The organism is Streptomyces sp. TRM49041, from assembly GCF_008271805.1.
GTDB lineage: Bacteria > Actinomycetota > Actinomycetes > Streptomycetales > Streptomycetaceae > Streptomyces.
This window is the reverse complement of sequence record NZ_VSRY01000084.1, coordinates 22,191-46,688: the sequence shown is the minus strand read 5'-3', so window position 1 is coordinate 46,688 and position 24,498 is coordinate 22,191. Positions and strand designations below refer to the sequence as shown.

Annotated in this window: 7 protein-coding genes; 5 read left to right on the top strand and 2 right to left on the bottom strand. The window is 72.6% G+C overall.

Annotation, left to right across the window (positions count from 1 at the left end; genetic code table 11):
* The coding region (locus tag FVS66_RS06580; RefSeq protein WP_187645411.1) for a trypsin-like serine protease at positions 1–1,112 on the bottom strand (1,112 nt) is incomplete at its 3' end.
* 361 nt (positions 1,113–1,473) lie between these two features.
* On the opposite strand from FVS66_RS06580, the gene FVS66_RS06575 reads away from it, so the two are divergent.
* A complete protein-coding gene (locus tag FVS66_RS06575) occupies positions 1,474–4,392 on the top strand; it encodes an FAD-binding and (Fe-S)-binding domain-containing protein (protein ID WP_149180044.1) in 2,919 nt (972 codons plus the stop codon).
* 108 nt (positions 4,393–4,500) lie between these two features.
* On the opposite strand, the gene FVS66_RS06570 is transcribed toward FVS66_RS06575, so the two are convergent.
* The gene (locus FVS66_RS06570) at positions 4,501–5,448 is read right to left on the bottom strand and encodes a methionyl-tRNA formyltransferase (protein ID WP_149180043.1); all 948 of its coding nucleotides are present in this window, start codon (positions 5,446–5,448) and stop codon (positions 4,501–4,503) included.
* A 248-nt stretch (positions 5,449–5,696) separates the two neighbouring features.
* Here FVS66_RS06570 and FVS66_RS06565 point away from each other — a divergent pair, with 248 nt between their 5' ends.
* The 4 genes from FVS66_RS06565 (at position 5,697) to FVS66_RS06550 (ending at position 24,136) form a co-directional block, all read left to right on the top strand.
* On the top strand, positions 5,697–7,052 hold the full coding sequence (locus tag FVS66_RS06565; RefSeq protein WP_149180042.1) for a lysine N(6)-hydroxylase/L-ornithine N(5)-oxygenase family protein: 1,356 nt from the start codon (positions 5,697–5,699) through the stop codon (positions 7,050–7,052).
* Between the two features lie 127 nt (positions 7,053–7,179).
* A complete protein-coding gene (locus FVS66_RS06560) occupies positions 7,180–8,217 on the top strand; it encodes an iron-siderophore ABC transporter substrate-binding protein (protein WP_149180041.1) in 1,038 nt (345 codons plus the stop codon).
* Positions 8,218–8,348: 131 nt separating this feature from the next.
* A complete protein-coding gene (locus FVS66_RS06555) occupies positions 8,349–23,927 on the top strand; it encodes a non-ribosomal peptide synthetase (protein WP_149180040.1) in 15,579 nt (5,192 codons plus the stop codon).
* Positions 23,924–24,136, top strand: a complete 213-nt coding sequence (locus FVS66_RS06550) for an MbtH family protein (RefSeq protein ID WP_149180039.1) — start codon at positions 23,924–23,926, stop codon at positions 24,134–24,136. The genes FVS66_RS06555 and FVS66_RS06550 overlap by 4 nt, the downstream gene beginning before the upstream one ends.
* Positions 24,137–24,498 lie beyond the last annotated feature (362 nt).

The following is a 24,498-nucleotide window of genomic DNA, read 5'->3' as shown; positions in this document are numbered from 1 at the left end:
GTGGTCCATGTCTTCTTCGGTGCCTGGAAGCCCGTGCCGGTGCTGTACCAGGTGTAGACCGACGAGATGTTCTTGCCGTCCGCGGCCGTGCCGCCGTCGTAGAAGACCGCGATGTCGTCCTTGCCGTCGCCGTTGTAGTCGCCGGCGGTGAGCTTGGACGCCCGCCAGGTGAAGCCGCCCGGCGTGCTCCAGACCTGCTGCGGGGCCTGGAACCCGGTGCCGTTGCTGAGGAACGTGTAGAGCGACGACCGGTTCTTGCCCTCGGCCGACGTCCCGTTGTCGTAGAACCCGGCGACGTCCGCCCTGCCGTCGCCGTCGAAGTCGCCGGAGGCGACCTGCGACTCCTGCGGCAGGGCGCGGACCTGCTGGACCCACGCGCCGAGATCGTCGACCCGGGCCTCCACGGCGTCCGTACGCGTCTCGGTCTCGTCGGTGCCGAAGCAACCACCCTGCCACGACGCGCTGTTGAGGGCGACGAGCTCGACCTTGCCGTCCCGCTCGCGCAGCGCCGGGCCGCCGGCGTCACCCATGCAGATGCTGCCGCCGGCGCCGGCGACACTCACCGTGCTGCCGGTGGGGGCCTCCTTCACGGTGAAGGCGCCGGTGTGCAGCCGGTCGGGCACCCACATCGTCTTGGTGCGGCCGTAGCCGAGGACGCGGAGGGTCTCACCCTGCACGGGCGCGGCCGAGGCGAGCGTCACGGGCTCGACGCCGGTGACCGGCTGCGCCAGGCGCGCCATCACGACGTCGCGGTCCGCGCGCGGGACGATCTCGGCGACCGTGGTCTCGGTGCCGGCCGTGCCGGTGAGGTCGGTACGGCCGACGACCACCTTGGTCGGCAGTCGCGGGGCACCGGCCGGGACCGGGTAGGCCCGCAGCGGGTCGTCCGAGAAGCAGCTGCCGGCCGTGAGGATCCACTGCGGGTCGACCAGCACGCCGCTGCAGGCGCGCTCGCCCCCGACGTTCACGTACGCGGTGAATGCGTCGGCGCCGTCGGCGACGGTGTCGCCGACAAGGGCCTGAGCGGGGCTCGTCATGGTGAACGCGCCCGCCGCGGCGACGGCGGCCAGCAGCGCGACGCCTCGCACGGTGCGAGGCTTTCGATCGGTCACGAAGGAACTCCTAGTGGTCAACCGCTGACCAGATCCACGTCGTGCCAGGGATGACGCAGCCCCTCCCGAACAGCGCCGCATACCAACGCCACGCACAGCGCATCTCCCCCGAACACACATGCGATCAGCACGTATAGATGCAGATCAAACATAACTGATCAAGGTGTGGTGTCAACGAGGCCGATCTCACTGCTGGGTGATGGCTCGTCATGATGGTGGAGCGGGTCGCGAGGGGCGTCCACGGTGTGGTTGAGCTGACCGAGCCGTTCGAGCGGCACATCGTCGTGGTCTTGTGGGGACCGCCGCCGGACCCACATCGTGGCGGTGCCCGGGCGGACCGGTCAGCGGAGGAGCGAGCACATTGACCACGACAGCAGCGACCACGGCCGGCCTCGACGCGGCAGAGGTGACCGCGGCCCTCGCGCGAGCCGACTGCGGAGAAGTCGCCGGCGACGCCGGGCGGCGCGCTCAGTACTCGGCCGACGCCTCCAACTACCGGCGGGTTCCGCTGGCGGTGGTCTTCCCGCGCGAGCGCCGACACGTCCTCAACGCGATCGCCGCGTGCCGTCGCCTGGGCGTACCGATCACCTCGCGCGGGGCGGGCACCAGCACCTCCGGTCAGGCCGTCGGCTCCGGGGTGGTGATCGACTTCTCCCGCCACCTCAACGGGCTGCTCACCCTGGACCCGACGGCGCGCACCGCCACCGTGCAGCCGGGCATCGTCCTGGACGACCTCCAGACGGCCGCCTCCGAGCACGGCCTGCTGTTCGGCGCCGATCCGTCCACCCACAGCCGCTGCACGCTCGGCGGCATGATCGGCAACAACGCCTGCGGAACCCACTCCCTGGCGTGGGGCCGCACGGCCGACAACGTGCTGGAACTGGAAGTGGTCACCTACGGCGGCACGGTGATCCGCCTCGGTGAGATGACCCGGCACGAGATCGACGAGGCCGTCGCCGAGGGCGGCGAGCGCGGCCGACTCGTCGGCGCACTGCACCAGCTGGCCCGGAGCGAACTGGCCACCCTGCGCACGGCGCTGGGCCGCTTCCCCCGCCAGGTGTCGGGCTACGCACTGGAACACCTGCTGCCCGAGAAGGGGTTCAACCTCGCCCGCGCCTTCGTGGGCGGCGAGGGCACGCTGGCCGTCGTCCTCTCGGCGACCGTCCGGCTCGTGATGCCGCCGCCCGCCCGCGCCCTGGTGGTCCTCGGCTATGAGGACGCCTGTGCCGCCGCCGACGCGGTCCCCGCCCTCCTGGAGCACCGGCTGCTCGCGCTCGAAGGACTGGACCGGGCCCTGACCGGTATCGTCACCCGGCCCGAGACATGCGCGGCCATCGACACCCTGCCGGACGCCGGGGCCTGGCTGTTCGCCGAACTCGGCGGCGACGAGCACGAGCTGCCCGGCAAGGCGCGGACACTGGCCGACGCGGCACGGAAGGCCGCCGGGTTCACCGGCGGCGAGATCGTCACCGACCCCGTGAGGGCCGGACAGCTGTGGCGCATCCGCGAGGACGGAGCGGGCCTGGCCACCCGTCTGCCCGGGGGCACCTCCCAGCCCCCCAGGGCCGGGGGAGGCTCCGAGGCATGGCCCGGCTGGGAGGACGCGGCCGTCCCGCCGGACCGGCTCGGTTCCTATCTGCGCCGGTTCACGGATCTGCTCGCGCGGCACGACCTGCGGGGCGCCGTCTACGGCCACTTCGGCGAAGGCTGCCTGCACGTCCGTATCGACTTCGACTTCACCACCGAACGGGGCACGGCCGTCTTCCGCGCCTTCGTCACCGAGGCCGCCGAACTCGTCGCCGCGCACGGCGGCTCACTCTCCGGCGAACACGGCGACGGCCAGGCCCGCTCGGAACTGCTGCCCCTGATGTACGGGCCGGACGTCATCGCCCTGTTCGAGCGGTTCAAGAACATCTGGGATCCCGACAACGGCCTCAACCCCGGGATGATCGTCCGCCCCCTGCCCGTCGACGGCAACCTCCGGATCGATCCGCACCGCACCCTCCTCCCGCTCGCTCGACCGACGACGGGCTTCCCCCTCCACGCCGACGACGGCGACTTCGCCAAGGCCACCCGCCGCTGCGTCGGCGTCGGCAAGTGCCGTACCGCCGCGCACCGCGGTGATGTCATGTGCCCCAGCTACCGGGTCACCCTGGACGAGAAGGACTCCACCCGCGGCCGCGCCCGGCTGCTGTACGAGATGACCCAGGGCGAGGTCATCACCGACGGCTGGCGGTCGACCGAGGTCCGCGACGCCCTCGACCTGTGCCTGTCCTGCAAGGGATGCAGCGTCGACTGCCCCGTCGGCGTGGACGTCGCCACGTACAAGTCGGAGTTCCTGCACCATCACTACAAGGGACGCGTCCGGCCCGCCGCGCACTACACCATGGGCTGGCTGCCCCTGCTGTCCCGGGTGGCCGCCCGTGTGCCGCGCCTGGTCGACCGGCTGATGTCGTCCCGGCTCGCACCCCTGGTCAAGCGCCTGGGCGGGATCGCCGCCGAGCGGGAGGTGCCGAGCTTCGCGCGGGAGACGTTCCTCGCCTGGTTCCGTGGCCGCACCCCCGAGGGCGACGGGACCCGTGGCCCGGTCATGCTGTGGGTGGACTCCTTCAACAACCACTTCAGCCCGGACGTCCTCAAGGCCGGAGTGAGGGTCCTGGAACACGCGGGCTACCGCGTGCGGGTACCCGAGGGCACCCAGTGCTGCGGGCTGACCTGGACCACCACCGGCCAACTCGGCGTCGCCCGCCGTGTCGCCCGGCGCACCGTGCGGGCGCTCGGCCCCGTGGGCATGCCGGTGGTGGGCCTGGAACCCAGCTGCACGGCGGCTCTGAGGACCGACCTGCCCGAACTCCTGGACGGCGACGAGAACGCCCGCGCCCTGGCCCGGTCCACCGTCACGCTCGCCGAACTCCTCGTCCATCACACACCCGGCTGGCAGCCCCCGCGCCTCGACGTCCGCTCGATCAGTCAGACGCACTGCCACCAGTACGCCACCTCGGGCTTCGGAGCGGACAGCGCACTGCTGCGCACCATGGGGGTCGACAACACCGGGCTTGGGCCGGGCTGTTGCGGACTGGCCGGCAACTTCGGCTTCGAACGCGGCCATTACGACGTCTCCGTCGCCGTCGGTGAGCAGGTGCTGCTGCCCACCGTGCGGGAGGCGGCGCCCGACACCGTCGTCCTCGCCGACGGCTTCAGCTGCCGTACGCAGATCGCCCAGCGGACCGACGGCCGGGGCACCCACCTGGCGGAGCTGATCGCCCGAGCTCTCCCCTGACCGCTTTCCCGCCCTTGACGTGCCTCATGAGGGGCGCCGGCGTCGTGGACGGCCGGCCACCGGCGGGGACCGGCTTGCCGCCGGTCCGCCGCCCGGGGAGCCCGGTCGTCAGGGGCGGCCGGTGAGATAGCCGCCCATGGAGGTGAAGTACTCACTCGCGGGCATCTCACGGCCGTCCACGGTCCGGACGCGTGTGATGGCCAGACCGTGGTTGCGGCCCGTACGCGCGTCGGCGCCGGCGACAACGACCACACCGTCGCCCTCGCGGTAGAAGATCCGGCCAGGGGTGCCGCCGTAGCGTCCCTCGGAGACGAAGGCGGAGAGGATTTCGAGCCGCTCGCCCTTGTGGAAGGTGAACGCGGCCGGGTATGGGGCGGACTGGGCGCGGACCAGGCGCTCCAGGACCTCGGCGGGCCAGTCCCAGTTGACGCGGATGTCCTCCTCGGACCGCTTGTGGAAGAAGGTGGCCTGGGAGCGGTCCTGCTTGGTGAACTCGGTCCGGCCGGAGGCGATGAGGTCGAGCGCGCCGACGGTGACCGGAGCGATGAGGTCGACGGTCTTGTGGAACAGGTCGGTAGCGGTGTCCTTCGGTCCGACGGCCACCGCCTGCTGGAGGACGATGTCGCCGGCGTCGAGCACCTCGTCCATCATGTGCGCCGTCACGCCGACCTCGGGCTCGCCGTTGATGAGGGCCCAGATGATGGGGGAGAACCCGGCGTACTTGGGCAGCAGCGAGTCGTGGACGTTCAGCGTGCCGTGGCGGGGGAGGGCGTAGACGCGGGGCGGGATCCACGTGCGCCAGTTGTTGGCCACGATGATGTCCGGGTCGGCGTCCTTGAGGCGCTGGAAGAGCTCCTCGTCGTCCGGCCGGTTACGGATGACCACGGGGACGCCGTGCGCTTCGGCCAGCTCGGCGACGGAGTCGCTCCAGATCTTCTCGTAGGCGTGCTCGCTCTTCGGGTGCGTCACGACCATCACCACGTCGTTCTCGGAGTCCAGGAGTGCTTGGAGGGTGCGGTGCCCCCAGGTCTGATAACCGAACATGACGACCCGCATGGGGGTTCCTCCTCGAAAGAGCGAATGACCGGCGTCAAGTAAAGCAAGCCTTACCTAAGGGTGCAACACGCCATGATTTACACGGTGTTTGGCGGCGCGATCGGGGAAATGTCCGACTTGCCCATGTCGACAGCTTGGCCAGATCAGGTTAGCTTTACCTAAGTTCCACTCGGCCGCCGGTTCCGGCGTGCCCGATGTCTCGTTCTCGCCACGCCCTCACGGGCGCTGTCCCGCACGATGGGAGTGAAATGTCTCAGGTTCTTCCTGGCGACGCCCCTCTGGTCCACGACCTCATAGGTATCGGCTTCGGGCCGTCCAACGTGGCCATGGCGATAGCGCTCAGCGAGCACAACGCCCGCGTCGGCAGGGAGGAGGCGGTCACCGCGCACTTCTTCGAGCGGCAGCCCGGCTTCGGGTGGCACCGCGGCATGCTGATCGACGACGCGACCATGCAGGTGTCCTTCCTGAAGGACCTCGTGACGCTGCGGAACCCGTCCAGCGAGTACAGCTTCCTCTGCTATCTGCAGAGCAAGGGCCGGCTCATCGACTTCGTCAACCACAAGAACCTCTTCCCGCTGCGGGTCGAGTTCCACGACTACCTGGAGTGGGCCGCCGCGAAGGTCGACGACATGGTGTCCTACGGGCACGAGGTCGTCGCGGTCGAGCCCGTCGCCCGGGACGGCGTGGTGGAGTACCTGGAGGTGACTGCCCGCTCCGGCACGGAACTCGTCGTCCACCGGGCCCGCAACCTGGTCATCGGCACGGGACTGCGCCCCCTCATGCCGGAGGGCGTCGAGCGCAGCGACCGTGTGTGGCACAACTCCGAACTCCTCGCCAAGGTCGACCGCCTGGAAGGAAGCGACCCCCGCCGCTTCGTCGTCGTCGGCGCCGGCCAGAGCGCCGCCGAGAACGTGGCCTACCTGCACCGCCGCTTCCCGGAGGCCGAGGTCTGCGCGGTCTTCTCCCGCTACGGCTACAGCCCCGCCGACGACAGCAGCTTCGCCAACCGCATCTTCGACCCCGCTGCCGTCGACGAGTACTACACGGCCCCCGAGGACATCAAGCGCAAGCTGATGGACTACCACGGCAACACCAACTACTCAGTGGTGGACATCGACCTGATCGACGACCTCTACCGCCAGGCGTACCAGGAGAAGGTCCTCGGCACCGAGCGCCTCCGCTTCATCAACGTGTCCCGGCTCACCGGCGTCGAGGAGACCGGCGACACGGTCCGCGCCACCGTCAAGTCGCTCGTCACCGGCGAGACGTCGACCCTTGACGCCGACGTCGTCGTCTACGCGACCGGCTACCGGCCGGCCGACCCGCTCGGTCTGCTCGGCGAGGTGGCCGAGCGGTGCCACCGCGACGACGAGGGACGCCTTCGCGTCGAGCGCGACTACCGCGTCGCGACCGACCCGGACCTGCGCTGCGGCATCTACCTCCAGGGTGGCACCGAGCACACCCACGGCATCACCTCCTCGCTGCTGTCCAACACCGCGATGAGGGTCGGCGAGATCCTGGACTCGATCCTCGACCGCTTCCCCAAGGACGCCGACGACGGAGCGCTGCGGATCGCCGACGGTATCGGCAGCGCAGCTCGCTGAGCGTTCCACCCCTGATGTCAGGGATCTCCTTGGCCCAGCCCCCCCCCACAGGCCGGACCCGCCGGTAGCGCCGTCGTACACGGCGGGCCTGGCACGCACACCGTAAGTCCCCGTGAAAGGAACCTCCGTGTCCACTGCCACACGACCCGCGCTGTCGCGGCTTGTCAGAAACGTGCCCCGTGCGGCCGTCGCCGCCGCCGCCGCGTTCGCCCTGACCGCCTGTGGGGGCGGCGCCGAGAAGTCCGAGTCGAAGCCGTCGGCTGACGCGAGCGCGAAGACCGCCGCGTTCCCGGTGACCGTGGAGCACAAGTACGGCAGCACGACGATCGACAAGGAGCCGAAGAAGGTCGTCACGCTCGGCCTGTCGGACCAGGACGCCGTACTCGCGCTCGGTGTCAAGCCGGTGGGCGCGGTGGACTGGTTCAAGGAGGCCCCGTACGGCAAGTGGCCGTGGGCGAAGGACAAGTGGGGCTCGGAGAAGCCCGAGATCGTCGGTGAGCGCGACGAGTACAACATCGAGAAGATCGCCGCGCTGAAGCCGGACCTGGTGATCGCCCAGTACTCGGGGATGAAGAAGGAGCAGTACGACACGCTCTCCAAGTTCACCAAGGTCGTCGCCCAGCCCAAGGGTCACGAGGACTACCAGGCTCCCTGGCAGGACATGACCCGGCAGATCGGCAAGGCGCTGGGCAAGGACGCCGAGACCGAGAAGCTGATCGCCGGCATCGACGCCCGCTTCAAGGCCGTCCGCGACAAGCACCCCGAGTGGAAGGGCAAGACCGTCACCGTCGGCGAGCCCTACGAGCCCGGCAAGTTCTCCGCGTTCTCGCCCAACGACCCGAAGGTCATCTTCCTGACCGAGATGGGCTTCACCACCACCCAGAAGTACCGCGACGCCCTCGGCAAGGAGAACATCGCCGACCTCAGCGTCGAGCGCCTCGACGTGATGGAGGCCGACCGCACCGTGTGGCTCGGCACCCCCGACACGGAGAAGGCCATGAAGGCCGACCCGCTGTACCAGAAGACCAAGGTCCACCAGGAGAAGCGCGACCTGTTCCTCCCGTACGACAGCCCGGACATCGGCGCGGCGCTCTCCTTCAACACCGTTCTGTCGATCCCCTACGCCATCGACCAGGTCGTGCCGATGCTGGAGGCCGTCAAGTAAGGCTCCCGGCAAGGCCGTCCAGGCACCAGCCACCACCCCACAACCGCGCCCGTCCGGTGGCCGTCCCCCACCGGGCGGGCGCGGCCTGCACCACGCACCCGACGCAACACCAGGGAAAGGCCACACGAACGATGTTTGACGCCGAGTCGGACCGGACTCCCGCCTCCGGGATACCCGTCACCGGCGGGCAAGCCGGAATCTGGCTTGCCCAGCAGATCGAGCCCGACGGCTCGGCCTTCAACGTCTCGTTCGTCCTTGAGCTGAGCGGCCCGGCCGATCCGGACCGGCTGGCGTCCGCCGTCCGGCAGGCGACCGAGGAGGCCGAGTCGCTGCACATCCGCGTCGTCGCGGAGAACGGCGTGCCGCGCCAGGTCCCCACCCGCCACCCGGTCGACGTCCCCGTCGTCGACCTGACCGGTGAGACGGACCCCCGCGGGGCCGCGGAGGCGCTGATGGAGGCGGACCGCGACAGGCCCGCCGACCTCCTCGACGGCCCCCTCTTCGCGCAGAAGGTGCTCCTGCTGGCGGACGACAGCGTCCTCTGGTACCAGCGCTACCACCACATCGTCGTCGACGGCACCGGAATCGCGGAGATCACCCGGCGCGCCGGCGACCTCTACAGCGGCACGGAGCCGGCCGGCGCCACCCGGACCGCTCCCGACTGGTCCCTGTCACGCCTGGTCGACGCGGACATCGCCTACCGCGACTCGCGGCAGCACGGAGAGGACCGGGCCTACTGGCACGCCCGGATGGGCGACCGCCCCGAGCCCGTGCGCCTCATCCAGCGCTCGTCGGCGCCGATGACGCGGCGGCTGCGCCGCACGACGGAGGTCGCGCCGTCCCTGGTCGCCACGCTCCGCTCGACGGCGGCGGAGGCCGGGGCCAAGCCCTCACGTCTCCTCGTGGCCGCCGTCGCCGCCTATCTGCACCGCGTGACCGGACGCCAGGACGTCGTCCTCGGCCTGCCGGTCACCACCCGGCAGGACCCGCGGACCCGGAGCATCCCCGGAATGGTCTCCAACGTCCTTCCGCTCCGCGTCCGGGTACGCCCCGGCATGACCGGCGACCGACTGCTCGACACCGTCGAAAAGGCCGTCGGAGAGGCCGTCACGCACGGCCGCTACCGTGCCGAGGACCTGGCCAGGGACCTCGGACTCACCGACGGGGTGCGGGAACTGGTGGGACCCACGGTCAACATCCTGCCCGGCACCGACCACCTCCGCTTCGGCGACCTGGACACCGACCTCCTGCCGCAGTGGCTCGGGCCCGTCAGCGACCTGGCGATCACCATGGCGTACACCCGTGACGGTCAGGGCCTCCGCATCGACTTCGACGCGGACGCCGAGGTCTGCGACGAGGCGACACTGGAGGAGCACCAGCGGCGCTTCCTGCTGCTGCTGCGCACGCTCGCCGAGGACCTGAACCGCCCGGTGGCACACCTGGAGCTCACCACCGGCACCGAACGGGCCCGGCTCCTGGGAGAGTTCGGCGTCTCGCCCCGCGAGGTGGCGGAGCTCTCCTGGCCCGCCGCGTTCGAGCGGCAGGTCCGGCGCGACCCGGACGCCGTGGCCCTCGTCTGCGAGGACCGGGAGCTGACGTACACGGAACTCAACGCCGCCGCGAACCGCCTCGCACGGCTCCTCATCTCCCGCGGAGCCGGCGCCGAGCACGTCGTCGGTGTCGCGCTCCCCCGCTCCCCGGAGCTCGTCGTCGCCCTGCTCGCCGTCATGAAGGCCGGGGCCGCGTACCTCCCGCTGGACGCCGACCACCCGCAGGACCGCATCGCCTACATGCTGGCCGACTCGGGTGCCCGGACGATCGTGACGACGCGCCGGCTCTCCGCCGAACTGCCGGACGCCCCCGGCGTCGAGCATCTGCTCCTGGACGACGCGACCCTCGTCACCGGACTCGCAGCGCTCGACGCCACCGACCCCGGCGCGCCCGTCGCGCTGGACCAGGCCGCCTACGTCATCTACACCTCGGGCTCCACCGGCCGCCCCAAGGGAGTGGTGGTCTCCCACGACGGCGTCGGCAGCCTCGTCGCCACGGCCACCGAGCGCATCGGCATCACCCCCGACAGCCGCGTCGTGCAGTTCGCCTCCGTCGGCTTCGACGTGACGGTCTGGGACCTGATCATGTCGCTGTGCGTCGGCGGACGGATCATCGTCGTCCCGACCGAGCGCCGTGTCGCGGGCCCGGCCCTCACCGACTACATCGCGCGGCACCGCGCCACCCACATGATCCTGCCGCCGTCGCTCGTCTCGGCGCTGCCGCAGGACTGCGAGCTGCCCGACGGCTCCGTCCTCATCGTCGGCACGGAGGCGGTGCCCAGCGAGCTGATCGCCCGCTGGGCCGGACGCGTCCAGGTCGTCGTCGCCTACGGCCTCACCGAGGCCACCGTCAACTCCACGCTGTGGACCGCCGACCCCGACCGGCCCGGACCGGCGCCCATCGGCGTGCCCGACCCCAACACCCGCGCGTACGTCCTCGACGCGGCCCTGCGCCCGGTGCCCGCGGGCACCGAGGGAGAGCTGTACGTGGGCGGGCGCGGTCTCGCCCGCGGCTATCTGGGCAGGCCCGGGCTGACCGCGGAACGCTTCGTCGCGGACCCCTTCGCCGACGAGCCGGGGGCGCGTATGTACCGCACGGGCGACCGGGTCCGCTGGACCACCGACGGAAACCTGGAGTTCCTCGGCCGCGCCGACGGCCAGATCAAGATCCGCGGTCACCGCATAGAGCCCGGTGAGATCGAGAGCGCCTTCATGGCCTGCCCCGGCGTCGCCCAGGCAGCCGTCCTCGTCCGCGAGGACCACCGCGACGTCAAGCGCCTCGTCGCCTACCTCGTGGCCGAGCCGGGCCTGGACGCCGACGCGGCGGTCTCGGCGGCCAGGACGAGCATCGCCGACGCCCTGCCCGACTACATGGTGCCGTCGGCCGTCGTACGCCTCGACGGCACGCTGCCGCTCACCCCCAACGGGAAGCTGGACCGGCGCGCCCTGCCCGCCCCCCGGTGGACCGCGATGGCCGGCGACGACGCCCCCACCACGCCCACCGAGAGCGCGCTCGCGACGCTCTTCGCCGAGGTGCTCGGACTGCCGTCGGTGGGTGTCCACGACAGCTTCTTCGAGCTCGGCGGTGACAGCATCGTCGCGATCCAGCTCGTCAACCGCGCCCGTGAGTCCCGCCTGGGGATCACCCCGCGCGATGTGTTCCGCCACCGCACGGTCGCCGCGCTGGCCCGCGTCGCCGGAGCCGAGGGGACGGCCGGAACGACGGCGGGCACGACGGCCGGCACGACGGCCGCGCCGCGGGCTCTGCCCGCCCCGTTCTCGCTGGTCACCCTCACCGAGGCCGAGCGTGCCGACTGTGCGGCGGTGGTCCCCGGCCTGGTCGACGTCCTCCCCGCCACGCCGCTCCAGGAGGGCTTCTACTTCCACGCCTCCGTGGACGAGGGCGGTGCGGACGGCTACGCCGTACAGGACACCGTCGAACTCACCGGTGACGTCGACGCCGAGGCGCTGCGAGCCGCCGTACAGCGCCTGCTGGACCGCCATCCGCTGCTGCGCGCCGCCTTCCACCAGCTCACGGACGGCAGGATCGTCCAGCTCGTCGGCGAGCGGGCCGAGCTGCCGTGGCGGTACGCCGACCTGTCCGGTCTCGACGCCGAACGCCAGGCCGCCGCGGCCGAGGACGTCAAGGAGCGGGAGCGGGCCGTCGGCTTCGACCTGGCCGCCCCCCCGCTCCTGCGGGCCGCACTGATCCGTTACGGCGCCGACCGGTCGCAGCTCGTGCTGACGCTGCACCACATCGTCGTGGACGGCTGGTCGGTGTCGCTCCTCATGCGGGAGCTGCTGGACGGGTACCGGCCGGGCGCCGCCGAACTGCCACGACCGGAGGCCGACCCGGCGTACCGTGCGTACGCCGCCTGGCTCGCCGCCCGCGACCGGGACGCCGCGCTGGGCGCCTGGAGCGACGCGCTCACCGGCTTCGACGGCCCCGCACGGCTCCCCGTACACACGACGGACGCCGCCGCGCACCCCACCGGCACGGTCACCGTCGAACTGTCCGAGGCCGACACGGCGGCGCTCGCCGCGCGGACCAGGCAACTCGGGCTGACGCTCGGCAGCGTGGTCCAGGGCGGCTTCGGACTTCTCCTCGGCGATGCCACCGGCTCCCGTGACGTGGTCTTCGGCACCACCGTCTCCGGCCGCCAGGCGCCCGTCGAGGGCGTGGAGACCATGGTCGGGCTGCTCATCAACACCCTGCCGGCGCGGCTGCGGTGGCAGCCCCAGCAGTCGCTCGTGGACGTCCTGGCCGGCTTCCAGGAGAAGCAGGCGGACCTGCTGGACCACCAGCACGTGGGGCTCGCGGAGATCCAGCGTGCCGTGGGACGCGGAGACCTGTTCGAGGCCCTCGTCGTCGTGGAGAACCTCCCCGACGCCGGCGAACCGGCCGACCCGACCGGACAGGTCCGCGTCACCGGCTCCCACATCCGCGACGCCGTGCACTACCCGCTGGCCCTCACCGTGCTGCCCGGCGCGCGGCTCCGGCTGCGCCTCGACCACAACCCGGCCCGCCTCGACACCGCGGCCGCCCGCCGGTTCGCGGACCGCCTCCGGGCCGTCCTCGACCAGCTCGTCACCGACCCGCTGCGCCCGGTCGCCCAGCTCGCCACACTCGGCGACGACGAGCGGCGCACCATCCTCGGCCGACTGGCCGGTGCGGTCCGGGCCCTGCCCGACGACACCGTCCACGCGGCCCTCGCCCGCCAGGCCCGCCGTACGCCCGACGCGACCGCGCTGGTCCACGAGGCCGGGCGGACGACATACGCCGAACTCGACGCCCGCGCCGAAGCGTTGGCCCACCGGCTCGTCGAGCACGGTGTGACGCCCGAGTCCGTCGTCGCCGTCGCCGTTCCCCGCTCCGCCGAGACCCTGGTCGCCCTGCTCGGTGTGCTCAAGTCGGGCGCGGCCTACCTGCCGGTCGACACCGACTACCCGGCCGACCGGGTGCGGTACATGCTCACCGACTCCGGGGCGCGGACCGTCGTCGTCACCGCCGCGTCCCGGACCCGGCTGCCCGCACTCGACGGCGTGACGCACCTCGTGCTCGACGAGGAGCGGGCCAACGGGCCGGAAGCGCCCGTCGCCGTGCCGGTCCACCCGGACAGCGCCGCGTATGTGATGTACACCTCCGGCTCCACCGGCCGGCCCAAGGGCGTGGTCGTCCCGCACCGCGGCGTCGTCGCCCAGCTCGCCTGGACCGCCGACCGGTTCGGGTACGGCCCGGACGAGCGCGTCCTGCACCAGTACTCGACCAGCTTCGACCCGTCCGTGCTGGAGATGTTCACCCCGCTGCTGACCGGCGGCACCGTCGTGATCGCCCGGCCGGACGGGCACAGGGACCCCGCGTATCTGACCGAGCTGATCCGCCGCGAGCGCGTCACCACCGTCGACCTCGTGCCCTCGCTCTACGGCGCCCTGCTCGCCGAGGACGGGGCCGGGGAGTGGTGGACAGGCGTGCGCCGGGCCTTCAGCGGCGGCGAGGCACTGCCCGTGCCGCTGGCCAGGCGCTGGCGCGAGCGCACCGGAGTGCCCCTGTACAACGTGTACGGGCCCACCGAGGCCGTCATCCAGGTCACCAGCTGGGAGGCGGGCAGCGCTCCGGAGGAGAGCGGCACGGTCCCCATCGGACGCCCGGTGTGGAACACCCGCCTCTACGTCCTCGACCGCAGCCTCCGCCCCGTCGCCGAGGGCGAGCCGGGGGAGCTCTACATCGCGGGCGGGCAGCTGGCCCGCGGCTATCACGGGCGCACCGCGCTGACCGCGGAGCGCTTCGTCGCCGATCCGTTCGGCGGTCCGGGAGAGCGGATGTACCGCACCGGAGACATGGTTCAGTTCGGTGGAGACGGAGTGCTCACCTACCTCGGGCGCACCGACCACCAGGTCAAGATCAGGGGTAACCGGGTGGAGCTCGGGGAAATCGAAGCGCGGCTGCGCGACCTGCCGGCCGTCGGCGACGTCGCGGTCGTGGCCCGCCACGACGAGCGGGGAGCCAAGCAGCTGGTCGGCTACCTGGTACCGGCCGCCGGAACCGGCCTGGACGTGGAGGCGGTACGGGAAGCGCTGAGCGGCACCGTGCCCGCGCCCATGGTGCCCAGCCACTTCGTACGGCTGGAGGCTCTTCCCCGCACCCCCGGAGGCAAGGTGGACCACAAGGCACTTCCCGCACCCGAGGTACGCAGGCGGCACGGCCGCGACGCACGCGAAGGCCACGAGCAGCGGCTGTGCGCGATCTTCGCCGAGGTCCTCGGCATCGACGCGGTCGACGCGGACGAGGACTTCTTCGTCCTCGGCGGCGACAGCATCCTCTCCATGGCGGTCGCCGGCCGCGCCCGCAAGGCCGGTCTGCCGGTCAGCCCGCGGGACGTCTTCGAACACCGGACCCCCGCCGCGCTGGCCGTCACCGTCACCGGCACAGCCGCGGCGGCGCCCTCCGTGGCCGCCGACTCGGACGGTGTGGGAGACGTGCCGCTCCTGCCGATCGTCCACCAGCTCCGCGAGGACGGCGGCACGATCGGCCGCTTCAACCTGTCGGTGCTGCTCCAGGCACCCGCCGGCGCGGACACCGGGAAGCTGGCCCGGGTCCTCCAGGCGGTCCTCGACCACCACGACGCGCTGCGGCTCACGCTCACCCGCATGGATCTCGGCCCCGCCATCCCCGCTCTCTGGTCCGCACGGACCACCGAACCGGGCTCGGTCGACGCCACCGCGCTGCTGCGCCGCGTGGACGTGTGCGACCTCGACGACAACGCTCTCCGGGCCGCCATCGGCGAGGAGTCCGACGCCGCCGCCGGCCGCCTCGACCCCGACAGCGGCGTGATGGCGCAGGCCGTGTGGTTCGACGCCGGTACCGGGCGGCCCGGGAGGCTGCTGCTGGTCGTCCACCACCTGGTCGTCGACGGCGTGTCCTGGCGCGTCCTCCTCGGCGACCTGGCCGCCGCCTGGGACGCCGTGGTACGGGACGAGCGCCCCGCCCTGGAGCCCGTGCCCACCTCCCTGCGCCGTTTCGCCCGGGAGGTCGCCGAGCAGGCCACCTCGCCGCAGCGACAGGCGGAACTGCCGTACTGGGCCAGGATTCTGGCCCCGGGCGCCGAGCTGCTGCCCGGCGCCACCCGCACCGGCACCTCGGGCGAGGCCCGTGAGCACCTCGTCACCCTGCCCGTCGAGGAGACCCGGGCCCTGCTCACCGCCGTACCCGCGGCGGCCGGCGCCGACGTCACCGAGGCCCTGCTCGCCGCCCTGCGCACCGCCGTGTCCGGCTGGCGCGCCGGCACCGCCGCCGACTCCGACCTGCTGGTCGACCTGGAGCGGCACGGCCGCGACGGCACCGACGCCGACCTGTCGCGCACCGTGGGCTGGTTCACCAGCCTCCACCCCGTGCGCCTGCCCGCCGCCGACGACCCGCTCGACGCGCTCAAGCAGGTCAAGGAGTCCGTGCGGTCCGCCCCGGACTCCGGCGCCGGATACGGCATGCTGCGCTACCTCAACCCGCAGCTCGCCCCCGTGTTCGCCCAGCTGTCCACCGCCCAGGTGCTGTTCAACTACTTCGGACGGCTCCCCGCCGAGCAGACCCGCGACTGGGCGCCGGCCGTCGAGACCGACGCGCTGTGCGTCGACCCCGACACCGACCTCGCCATGCCCTACCCGCTCCAGATCAACGCCGTATGCGCGGAGACCCCGCACGGCCCCGAGCTGCGCGCCACCTGGACCTGGCCGGACGGCGGCGCCCTCACCGCCGCCGACGTCGAGGCACTCGGCCGCGCCTGGGCCGACGCACTGCGCGAACTCGTCGCCCGCACCGGCACCCCCGGCGCCGCCCCGTCGCTCACCCCGTCGGACGTGCCCCTGGTCGCCCTCACCCAGGCGGACATCGACCTGGTCGAGCGGGTCAGCCCCGCGCCGGTGGCCGACATCTGGCCGCTGTCGCCGCTCCAGGAGGGCATCTACTTCCACGCCAGCTACGACACCTCGGCCCTCGACGTCTACACCGCGCAGGACACCTTCGACTTCGACCGACGGCTCGACGCCGACCGGCTCCGCGCCGCCTGCGCCGCGCTGCTGCGCCGCCACCCCAGCCTCTGCGCCGGTATCACCAGCGACGGCCTGCCCGAGCCCGTCCAGTTCGTGTGCCCGGCCGGCGAACTGCCGCCGCCGCTCACCGAGATCGACCTCACCGGCCTGAACGAGGCCGAGCGGCGGAACCGGCTGGCGGAGATATCCGACACCGACCGGCGGCAGCGGTTCGACCTGGCCGCACCCCCGCTGTTCCGGCTTACCCTGATCCGGCTCACCGACACCACCGACCGGCTCATGCTCAGCCACCACCTGGTCGCCTGGGACGGCTGGTCGCAGTCCCTCTTCCTGGACGAGCTGCTGGCGCTGTACGCCGCGGCCGGCGACGACAGCGCCCTGCCGGCCCCCGGCACCTACCGGGACTATCTGGGCTGGCTCGCCGGGCGGGACTTCGACACGGCCCGCGAGACCTGGCGCCGCGCCCTCGCCGGACTGGACGAGCCGACCCTCGTCGCCCACGAGCGCGGTGACGAGCCGACCATCCCGCGCCGCCGCACGCTCAGCCTCGGCCGCGCACTGAGCGACCGGCTCCGCTCGTCGGCCCGTGAACACGGGCTGACCATCAACGCGGTGCTCTCCGCGGCCTGGGCGCTCGTCCTGTCCTCCGCGGTCGGCCGCGACGACGTGGTGTTCGGCGCGACCGTCGCCGGGCGCCCGGCGGACGTGCGGGACGTCGACACGACGATCGGCATGTTCCTCAACACGGTGCCCCAGCGGATCACCCTCGATCCCGCCGAGCAGATCGGCGACCTGCTGCGCCGCGTCCAGACGGAGCGGGTCACCCTGATGGACCACGAGTACCTGGGCCTCGCCGAACTCCAGCGCGCGGGCGGCCACGCGACCCTCTTCGACACGCTGTACGTCCTGCAGAACTTCGCCGACGAGGGCGCGTTCAAGCGACTGACCGACCGGCACGGCATCACCGGTGTGGGCAGCGTGGACGCCACCCACTACCCGATGACGCTCATCGTCAACCCGGCCGAGACCGTGCAGGTCAAGCTGGAGTACCGCCCCGACCTCGTCGACGACGAGCGGGCCGGGGCCACCCTGGACCGCTTCGGCGCCCTCGTGGAACGGCTCATAGGGGACCTGACGACGCCGGTCGGCGCCCTGGACCTGCTGCTGCCAGGCGAGCGGGACGCCCTCGCGGCCGACCGGGCCGGCAGCCGCGAGCCCGTGCCCGACGAGACCATCGCCGACATGCTGACCGCCCAGGTCGCCCGTACCCCGGACGCGGTGGCGCTGGTGTTCGGCGAACGCGCCCTCACGTACGCCGAGCTGGACGCGCACATCAACCGGATCGCCCGGCTGCTGCTCGCCCGCGGCGCCGGCCCCGAGAAGGTCGTCGCCCTGGCGCTGCCCCGCTCCATCGACATGGTGGCCGCCCTCTTCGCCGTCCTGCGCACCGGCGCCGCCTACCTGCCGCTCGACCTCGACCACCCCGCCGAGCGGCTCCGGCTCATGGCCGAGGACACCGGCCCCCTGTGCCTGGTGTCCACGACGGCCGTCGCCCCGACCCTGCGCGGCGACACCGGGCCGGTCGCGCCCGAACTGCTCCTCGACGACGCGGCCGTGGCCGCCGAGCTGGCGGCCCTGCCGGGCGGCGACATCGCGGACGCCGAGCGGCCCGCATTCGCCCACGGCGTCCCGGACCGTCTCGAGCACCCCGCCTACGTGATCTACACCTCCGGCTCGACCGGCCGCCCCAAGGGCGTCGTCACCCCCTACCGGGGCCTGACGAACATGCAGCTCAACCACCAGAAGGAGATCTTCGACCCGGCCATCGCCTCGGCCGGCGGACGCCGCCTGCGCATCGCGCACACCGTGTCCTTCGCCTTCGACATGTCCTGGGAGGAGCTGCTCTGGCTCGTCGAGGGCCACGAGGTGCACGTCTGCGACGAGGAACTGCGCCGGGACGCCGAGGCCCTGGTCGCCTACTGCGACCGCCACCGCGTCGACGTCGTCAACGTCACGCCGACCTACGCACAGCTGCTCATCGAGGAGGGCCTGCTCGACCAGGACGACGACCCTGTCGCCGGCAAGCACCGGCCCGCGCTCGTCCTGCTCGGCGGCGAGGCCGTGTCCGACACGGTGTGGACGCGGCTGCGCCGCACCGAGGGCACATACGGCTACAACCTGTACGGACCGACCGAGTACACGATCAACACCCTCGGCGGGTCCACGATCGACAGTGCGACCCCCACGGTCGGCATGCCCATCCGCAACACCCGCGCCTATGTGCTCGACGCGATGCTCCGGCCCGTACCGCCGGGCTGCCCCGGCGAGCTGTACATCGCCGGCACCGGCCTGGCACGCGGCTACCACGACCGGCCCGGGCTGACGGCCGAGCGGTTCGTCGCCGACCCGTTCGGGGGGCCCGGAGAGCGGATGTACCGCACGGGCGACCTCGTACGCCGGCGCCCCGACGGCCTGCTGGACTTCCTCGGCCGCACCGACGACCAGGTCAAGATCCGCGGCTACCGCGTCGAACTGGGCGAGATCTCCACCGCGCTGACCGCGCACCCGGAGGTGGCCCACGCCGCCGTCGTGGTGAACGAGACCGCCGGTACGAAGCGCCTCGTCGGCTACGTCGTGCCCGAGGCGGGCACGGAGACCGGCGACGGCCTCGTACAGCGCCTGCGGGACCACCTCAAGGCGGGCCTGCCCGACTACATGGTCCCGGCCGCCCTGATGGCCGTGGACACCCTGCCGCTGACCGTCAACGGCAAGCTGGACGTACGGGCCCTGCCCGCCCCGGACTTCGGCGGCACCGGGCCGAGCCGCGCCCCGCGCACCCCGCGCGAGGAGACGCTGTGCGCCCTCTACGCCGAGGTGCTCGGCCTGCCCGAGGGCAGCGTCGGCATCGACAGCGACTTCTTCGAGCTGGGCGGCCACTCCCTGCTGGCCACCCGCCTCGTCAGCCGCGCCCGGACCGCCCTCGACGCGGAACTCGTCATCCGCGACCTGTTCGAGGCGCCCACCGTCGCCGAACTCGTCGAGCGGGCAACCGCCGGGAACGGCCCGGCACGCCCGGCGCTGACGGCCGGGGACCGGCCCGACGAGCTGCCGCTGTCCCACGCCCAGCAGCGACTGTGGGTCATCCAGCAGATCGAGTGCACCTCGGCCGCGTACAACTTCCCGCTCGTGATGCGGCTGCGCGGCGCCCTGGACCGCGACGCGTGGGCCGCGGCCCTCGCCGACGTGACCGCCCGGCACGAGGCGCTGCGCACGGTCTTCGCCGAGCGCGACGGCCAGGCGTACCAACGTGTGCTGCCCGCCGACGAGGCCCGGCCCGTGGTGGAGCACCTGCGGGCGTCGGAGGACGAGGTGCCCGGCCTCGTGGACGCGGCGATCAACCGCCCGTTCGCCCTGGCCGCCGAACTGCCCCTGAGGGCGACCGTCATCGAGGCGGCGCCGGAGGACCATGTCGTCGTCATCCTGCTGCACCACATCACCACCGACGAGTGGTCGGACCGCCCGTTCCTGCGGGACCTGGCCACCGCCTACGAGGCACGCCTGACCACCGGCGAGGCACCCGACCGGGAGCCGCTGCCCGTCCAGTACGCCGACTACGCCCTGTGGCAGCAGCGCCTGCTGGGCGACTCCGCCGACCCGGACAGCCTCGCCGCCCGGCAGCTGGAGTACTGGCGTACGACGCTGGAGGGTGCCCCCGAGGAACTGGAGCTGCCCACCGACCGTCCGCGGCCCGCGCGCCCGGCGTTCACGGGCGCCGAGCTGGACATCGACTTCGACGCCGAGGCCCACGAGGGGCTGCGGCGGCTCGCCCGGGACACCGGCGCCAGCATGTTCATGGTCGTGCACGCCGCCGTCGCCGCCCTGCTGCACCGCATGGGCGCCGGCACGGACATCCCCCTCGGATCGCCCATAGCGGGGCGCGGCGACGAGGCGCTGGACGAGCTCGTCGGCTTCTTCGTCAACACGCTCGTGCTCCGCACCGACCTGAGCGGCGACCCCAGCTTCACCGAACTGCTGGGCCGCGTCCGTGAGACGGACCTGGCCGCGTTCTCCCACGCGGACGTGCCCTTCGAGTCGGTCGTGGAGAGGCTCAACCCCACCCGGTCGCTCTCCCGGAACCCGCTGTTCCAGGTGATGGTCGGCTACCACGCCCGTACCGGCGGAGAGCTGGAACTGCCCGGCCTCGGTGTCGAGTACGTGCCGTTCCGGATCAGCTCCGCCAAGTTCGACCTCGTGTTCAGCTTCACCGAGCACACCTCCGCCGAAGGCGACGCCGACTCCCTCGGCTGCCGACTGGAGTTCGCCACCGAACTCTTCGACCAGGAGACCGCCGAGCGCATCGGCGACCGCCTCCGTGCCCTGGTCGCGGCGGTCGCCGCCACCCCGGAAGCACCGCTCTCGCAGGCCGAGATCCTGTCCGGCGAGGAACGGCGGCTGGTGCTGGACGGCTTCAACGGCACGCCCCGCACGGTCGATGAGGACTCCCTGCCCGCGCTGTTCGCCCGGCAGGTCGCCGAACGGCCCGACGCGGTAGCCGTCGTGGAGCGCTCCCGCTCCCTGACGTACGCCCAGCTCGACGCCCGTGCCGACCGCATCGCCCGGCTCCTCGCCGCCCGTGGGGTCGGCGCCGAGAGCGTGGTCGGCGTGGCGGTGCCCCGCTCGGTCGACATGGTCGCCACCGTCGTCGCCGTGCAGAAGCTCGGAGCCGCCTTCCTCCCGCTGGACCTCGTGCACCCGGGCGACCGCCTCACATACATGATCGAGGACTCCGGTGCCACGCTGGTGGTCGGCACCGAGCCGGTGGCCGGGAAGATCCCCGGAGTGCCGGGTGTGCCGGTCGTGCTGCTCGACGCCCCCGACACCACCGGTGAGCTGGACACGCTCCCCGACGGCCCGCCGGCCGCCCGTCCGGTCGCCCTCCACCAGGCGTCGTACGTGATCTACACCTCCGGCTCGACCGGCCGCCCCAAGGGCGTCGTCGTCCCGCACGAGGGCGTCGCCAGCCTGGTCGCGACCGCCGTGGACCGGATGGGCCTGGAACGCGACAGCCGTGTCCTGCAGTTCGCGTCGATCGGCTTCGACGTCTTCGTCTTCGAACTGGCGATGGCGCTGTGCCACGGCGGACGGCTCGTCCTCATCACCGACGAGGCGAGGGTCGCCGGTCCCGCGCTCACGGACTTCCTCGCCCACCAGCGGATCACCCATATGATCCTGCCGCCGTCCCTGGTGTCCGCCCTGCCGCCCGGCTGCGAACTGCCCGAAGGGTCGACCGTCCTGGTCGGTACGGAGACGGTGCCGCCGGACCTGTTCGAGCGGTTCGGCGCCACGGCGCACCTGATCTGCGCCTACGGTCTCACCGAGGCGACGGTCAACTCCACGCTGTGGCCGGCCCGCGAGCACGGCGGCCGCCCGTCCGGCCGCGTCCCCATCGGCCGCCCCGACCCCAACACCCGCTGCTATGTGCTCGACGAGCACCTGCGGCCCGTCCCGCCGGGCGTCGTGGGGGAGCTGTACGTCGCCGGGCGCGGACTCGCCCGCGGCTACCTCGGCAAGGCGGCGCTCACCTCCGAGCGGTTCGTCGCCGACCCGTTCGGGGCACCGGGCAGCCGGATGTACCGCACCGGCGACCGGGCACGCTGGCGCGCGGACGGCAACCTCGACTTCCTCGGCCGGGTCGACACCCAGGTGAAGATCCGCGGCTTCCGCATCGAGCTGGGTGAGATCGAGGCGGCGCTGGCCGGACACCCGTCGGTCGCGCAGGCCGCCGTGGTGCCCGACCGCGACGGTGACATAGTCCGCCTGGTCGGCTACGCGGTGCCCGAGGCCGGGGACGGCACGGGACCCGAGCCGGACGAGCAGGAGCTCCGCGCCCATGTCGCCGGGCTACTGCCCGAGTACATGGTCCCCTCCCTCGTCGTGCCGCTGGACGGCCCGCTGCCGCTGACGCCCAACGGCAAGCTGGACCGCAAGGCGCTGCCCGCCCCGGACTGGTCCGCCATGACCGGCGACGCGCACCCCGCCACGGAGACGCAGGCCAGGCTCGCCGAGCTGTTCTGCGAGATCCTCAAGCTCGACAAGGTCGGTATCCACGACAACTTCTTCGCGCTCGGCGGCCACTCCATGGCCTCGATGCGGCTCCTCGGCCGTATCCGCGCCGAGTTCGGCGTCGAACTGAGCATCCGTGACGTCTTCGACGCGCTCACGGTCGCCGGGATCGCCGGCAAGCTCGAAGGCGCGGCGGCCGCCCGCCCCGCGCTGCGCCCCGCCGAGGAGGGAGGAGCGGAGCCACTGGCCGTCGCGCCTGTACAGCGCTGGCAGTGGGAGTCGTACCGCCGCACCCCCGGCTTCGACCACGCGCTGGTGCTGCGCTCCCCGGGCGGCCTCGACGAGGACACCGTCGCGGCGGCGCTCGCCGACGTGGTGGCGCGGCACGAACCGCTGCGGACCGCTTTCAGCGAGCGGGACGGCGCCGTGTTCCAGGAGCCGGCGCCGGCCCCCGCGCTCACCGTGGAGCGGTGCGCCGACCTGGACGCGCGGCTGGTGGAGGTCGCCGCCCAGGAGCCGTGCCTCGACCAGGAGGCCCCGCTGCGGGCCCGACTGCTCATGGACGGGCACGGCGGCCGGGCACTCCTGCTGACCATGCACTACCTGGCGGTGGACGAGTGGTCCGTGGTGCCCCTGTTCCGCGACCTCACCACCGCCTACGCCGCCCGCGCCGAGGGCCGCGCACCGGAGTGGGAGCCCCTCCCGGTCACATACGCGGACTACACGCGGTGGGCCCATGACGTGCTGGGCGAGCTGTCCGACCCGGACAGCCGGGGCGGACAGCAGCTCGCCTACTGGCGGGAGACGCTGAAGGACCTCCCGGCGCGCCTCGCCCTCCCGGCCGACGCACCCCGTGACACCACGGACCCGGCCGTGTCGGGCGGACGCCCGGGCGACTACGTGGGCTTCGTCCTGGACGAAGAGCTCCACGCGGCCGTGGACCGGCTGGCCCGCGCCACCGGCACCAGCATGTTCATGGTGCTCCACTCGGCGCTGGCCGCACTGCTCACGGCCCACGGTTCGGGCACCGACCTGCCCATCGGTACGATGGTCGCCGGCCGGACCGACGACCAGCTCGCCGACCTGGTCGGCTGCTTCCTCAACACGGTCGTGCTCCGGACCGACACCGGGGGCGACCCGACGTTCGCGGAACTGCTGACCCGGGTCCGGGAGACCGCGCTCAACGCCCTGGACCGGCAGGACGTCCCGTTCGACGAGGTGGTCAGGGCCACGGCGCTGCCGGCGGAGGGCCCACAGGTCATGGTGATCCACCACGAGCAGGCCGACCTCGGACAACTGGAGGGTGGCATCGGCTCCTTCCACGCGGTCCCCACCGGCACGGCGCGTGCGGAGCTGATCCTCAGCTTCTACGAGCCGCGCGGCGAGGGAGCCGTGCACTGCGAGCTGATCCACGCCACCGACCTGCTCGGCACCGCCAAGGCACGGCGGCTGGCCGACGAGCTTCAGAACCTGCTGCGCACCGTGGCAGCCGACCCCGAACAGCCGCTGTCGGAGCTGTTCAACGTAACGTCCCTGAGGAGTGACAACGCATGAGCACCAATCCGTTCGAGGACCCGCAGGGCCGCTTCCTGGTCCTTGTCAACGACGAGAACCAGCACTCGCTGTGGCCGTCCTTCGCCGAGGTCCCCGCCGGATGGCGGGCCGTCTTCGGCGAGGACACCCGTGAGGCGTGCGTCGCGTATGTCGAGGACCACTGGACGGACCTGCGCCCGGCGAGCCTTGTCGCGGCCCAGCAGGGCTGACCGCACCCGCGAGGCCGCCGCCCCGGAGCCTGAACGCTCCGGGGCGGCGGCCTTCGCCGTGCGCGGCTGCTGAGCAGCATGGGGGGCGGCCCGCATGCCGGGCCGGCGGGTACCGCTGACCGCGTGGGCGGTACCTCGCGACTCGGGACCGTGACGGCCGGGGCGGCGCCCGGCTGACCGCGCGTCAGCCGCGTCCGGCCGTTCCTGGCGGCGCTCGTCCGCGAGCTCCCCCAAGCCCTCCGAGCAGGAGGTTCCCCCGGACGGGCCGAATCATTCGGCCCCTCCGGCGATCGAGGAGCGGGGGTTCGGGGGCAGAGCCCCGACTCGGGAAGGGGCGGGGCGGGGAGGATGCGCCGGACACG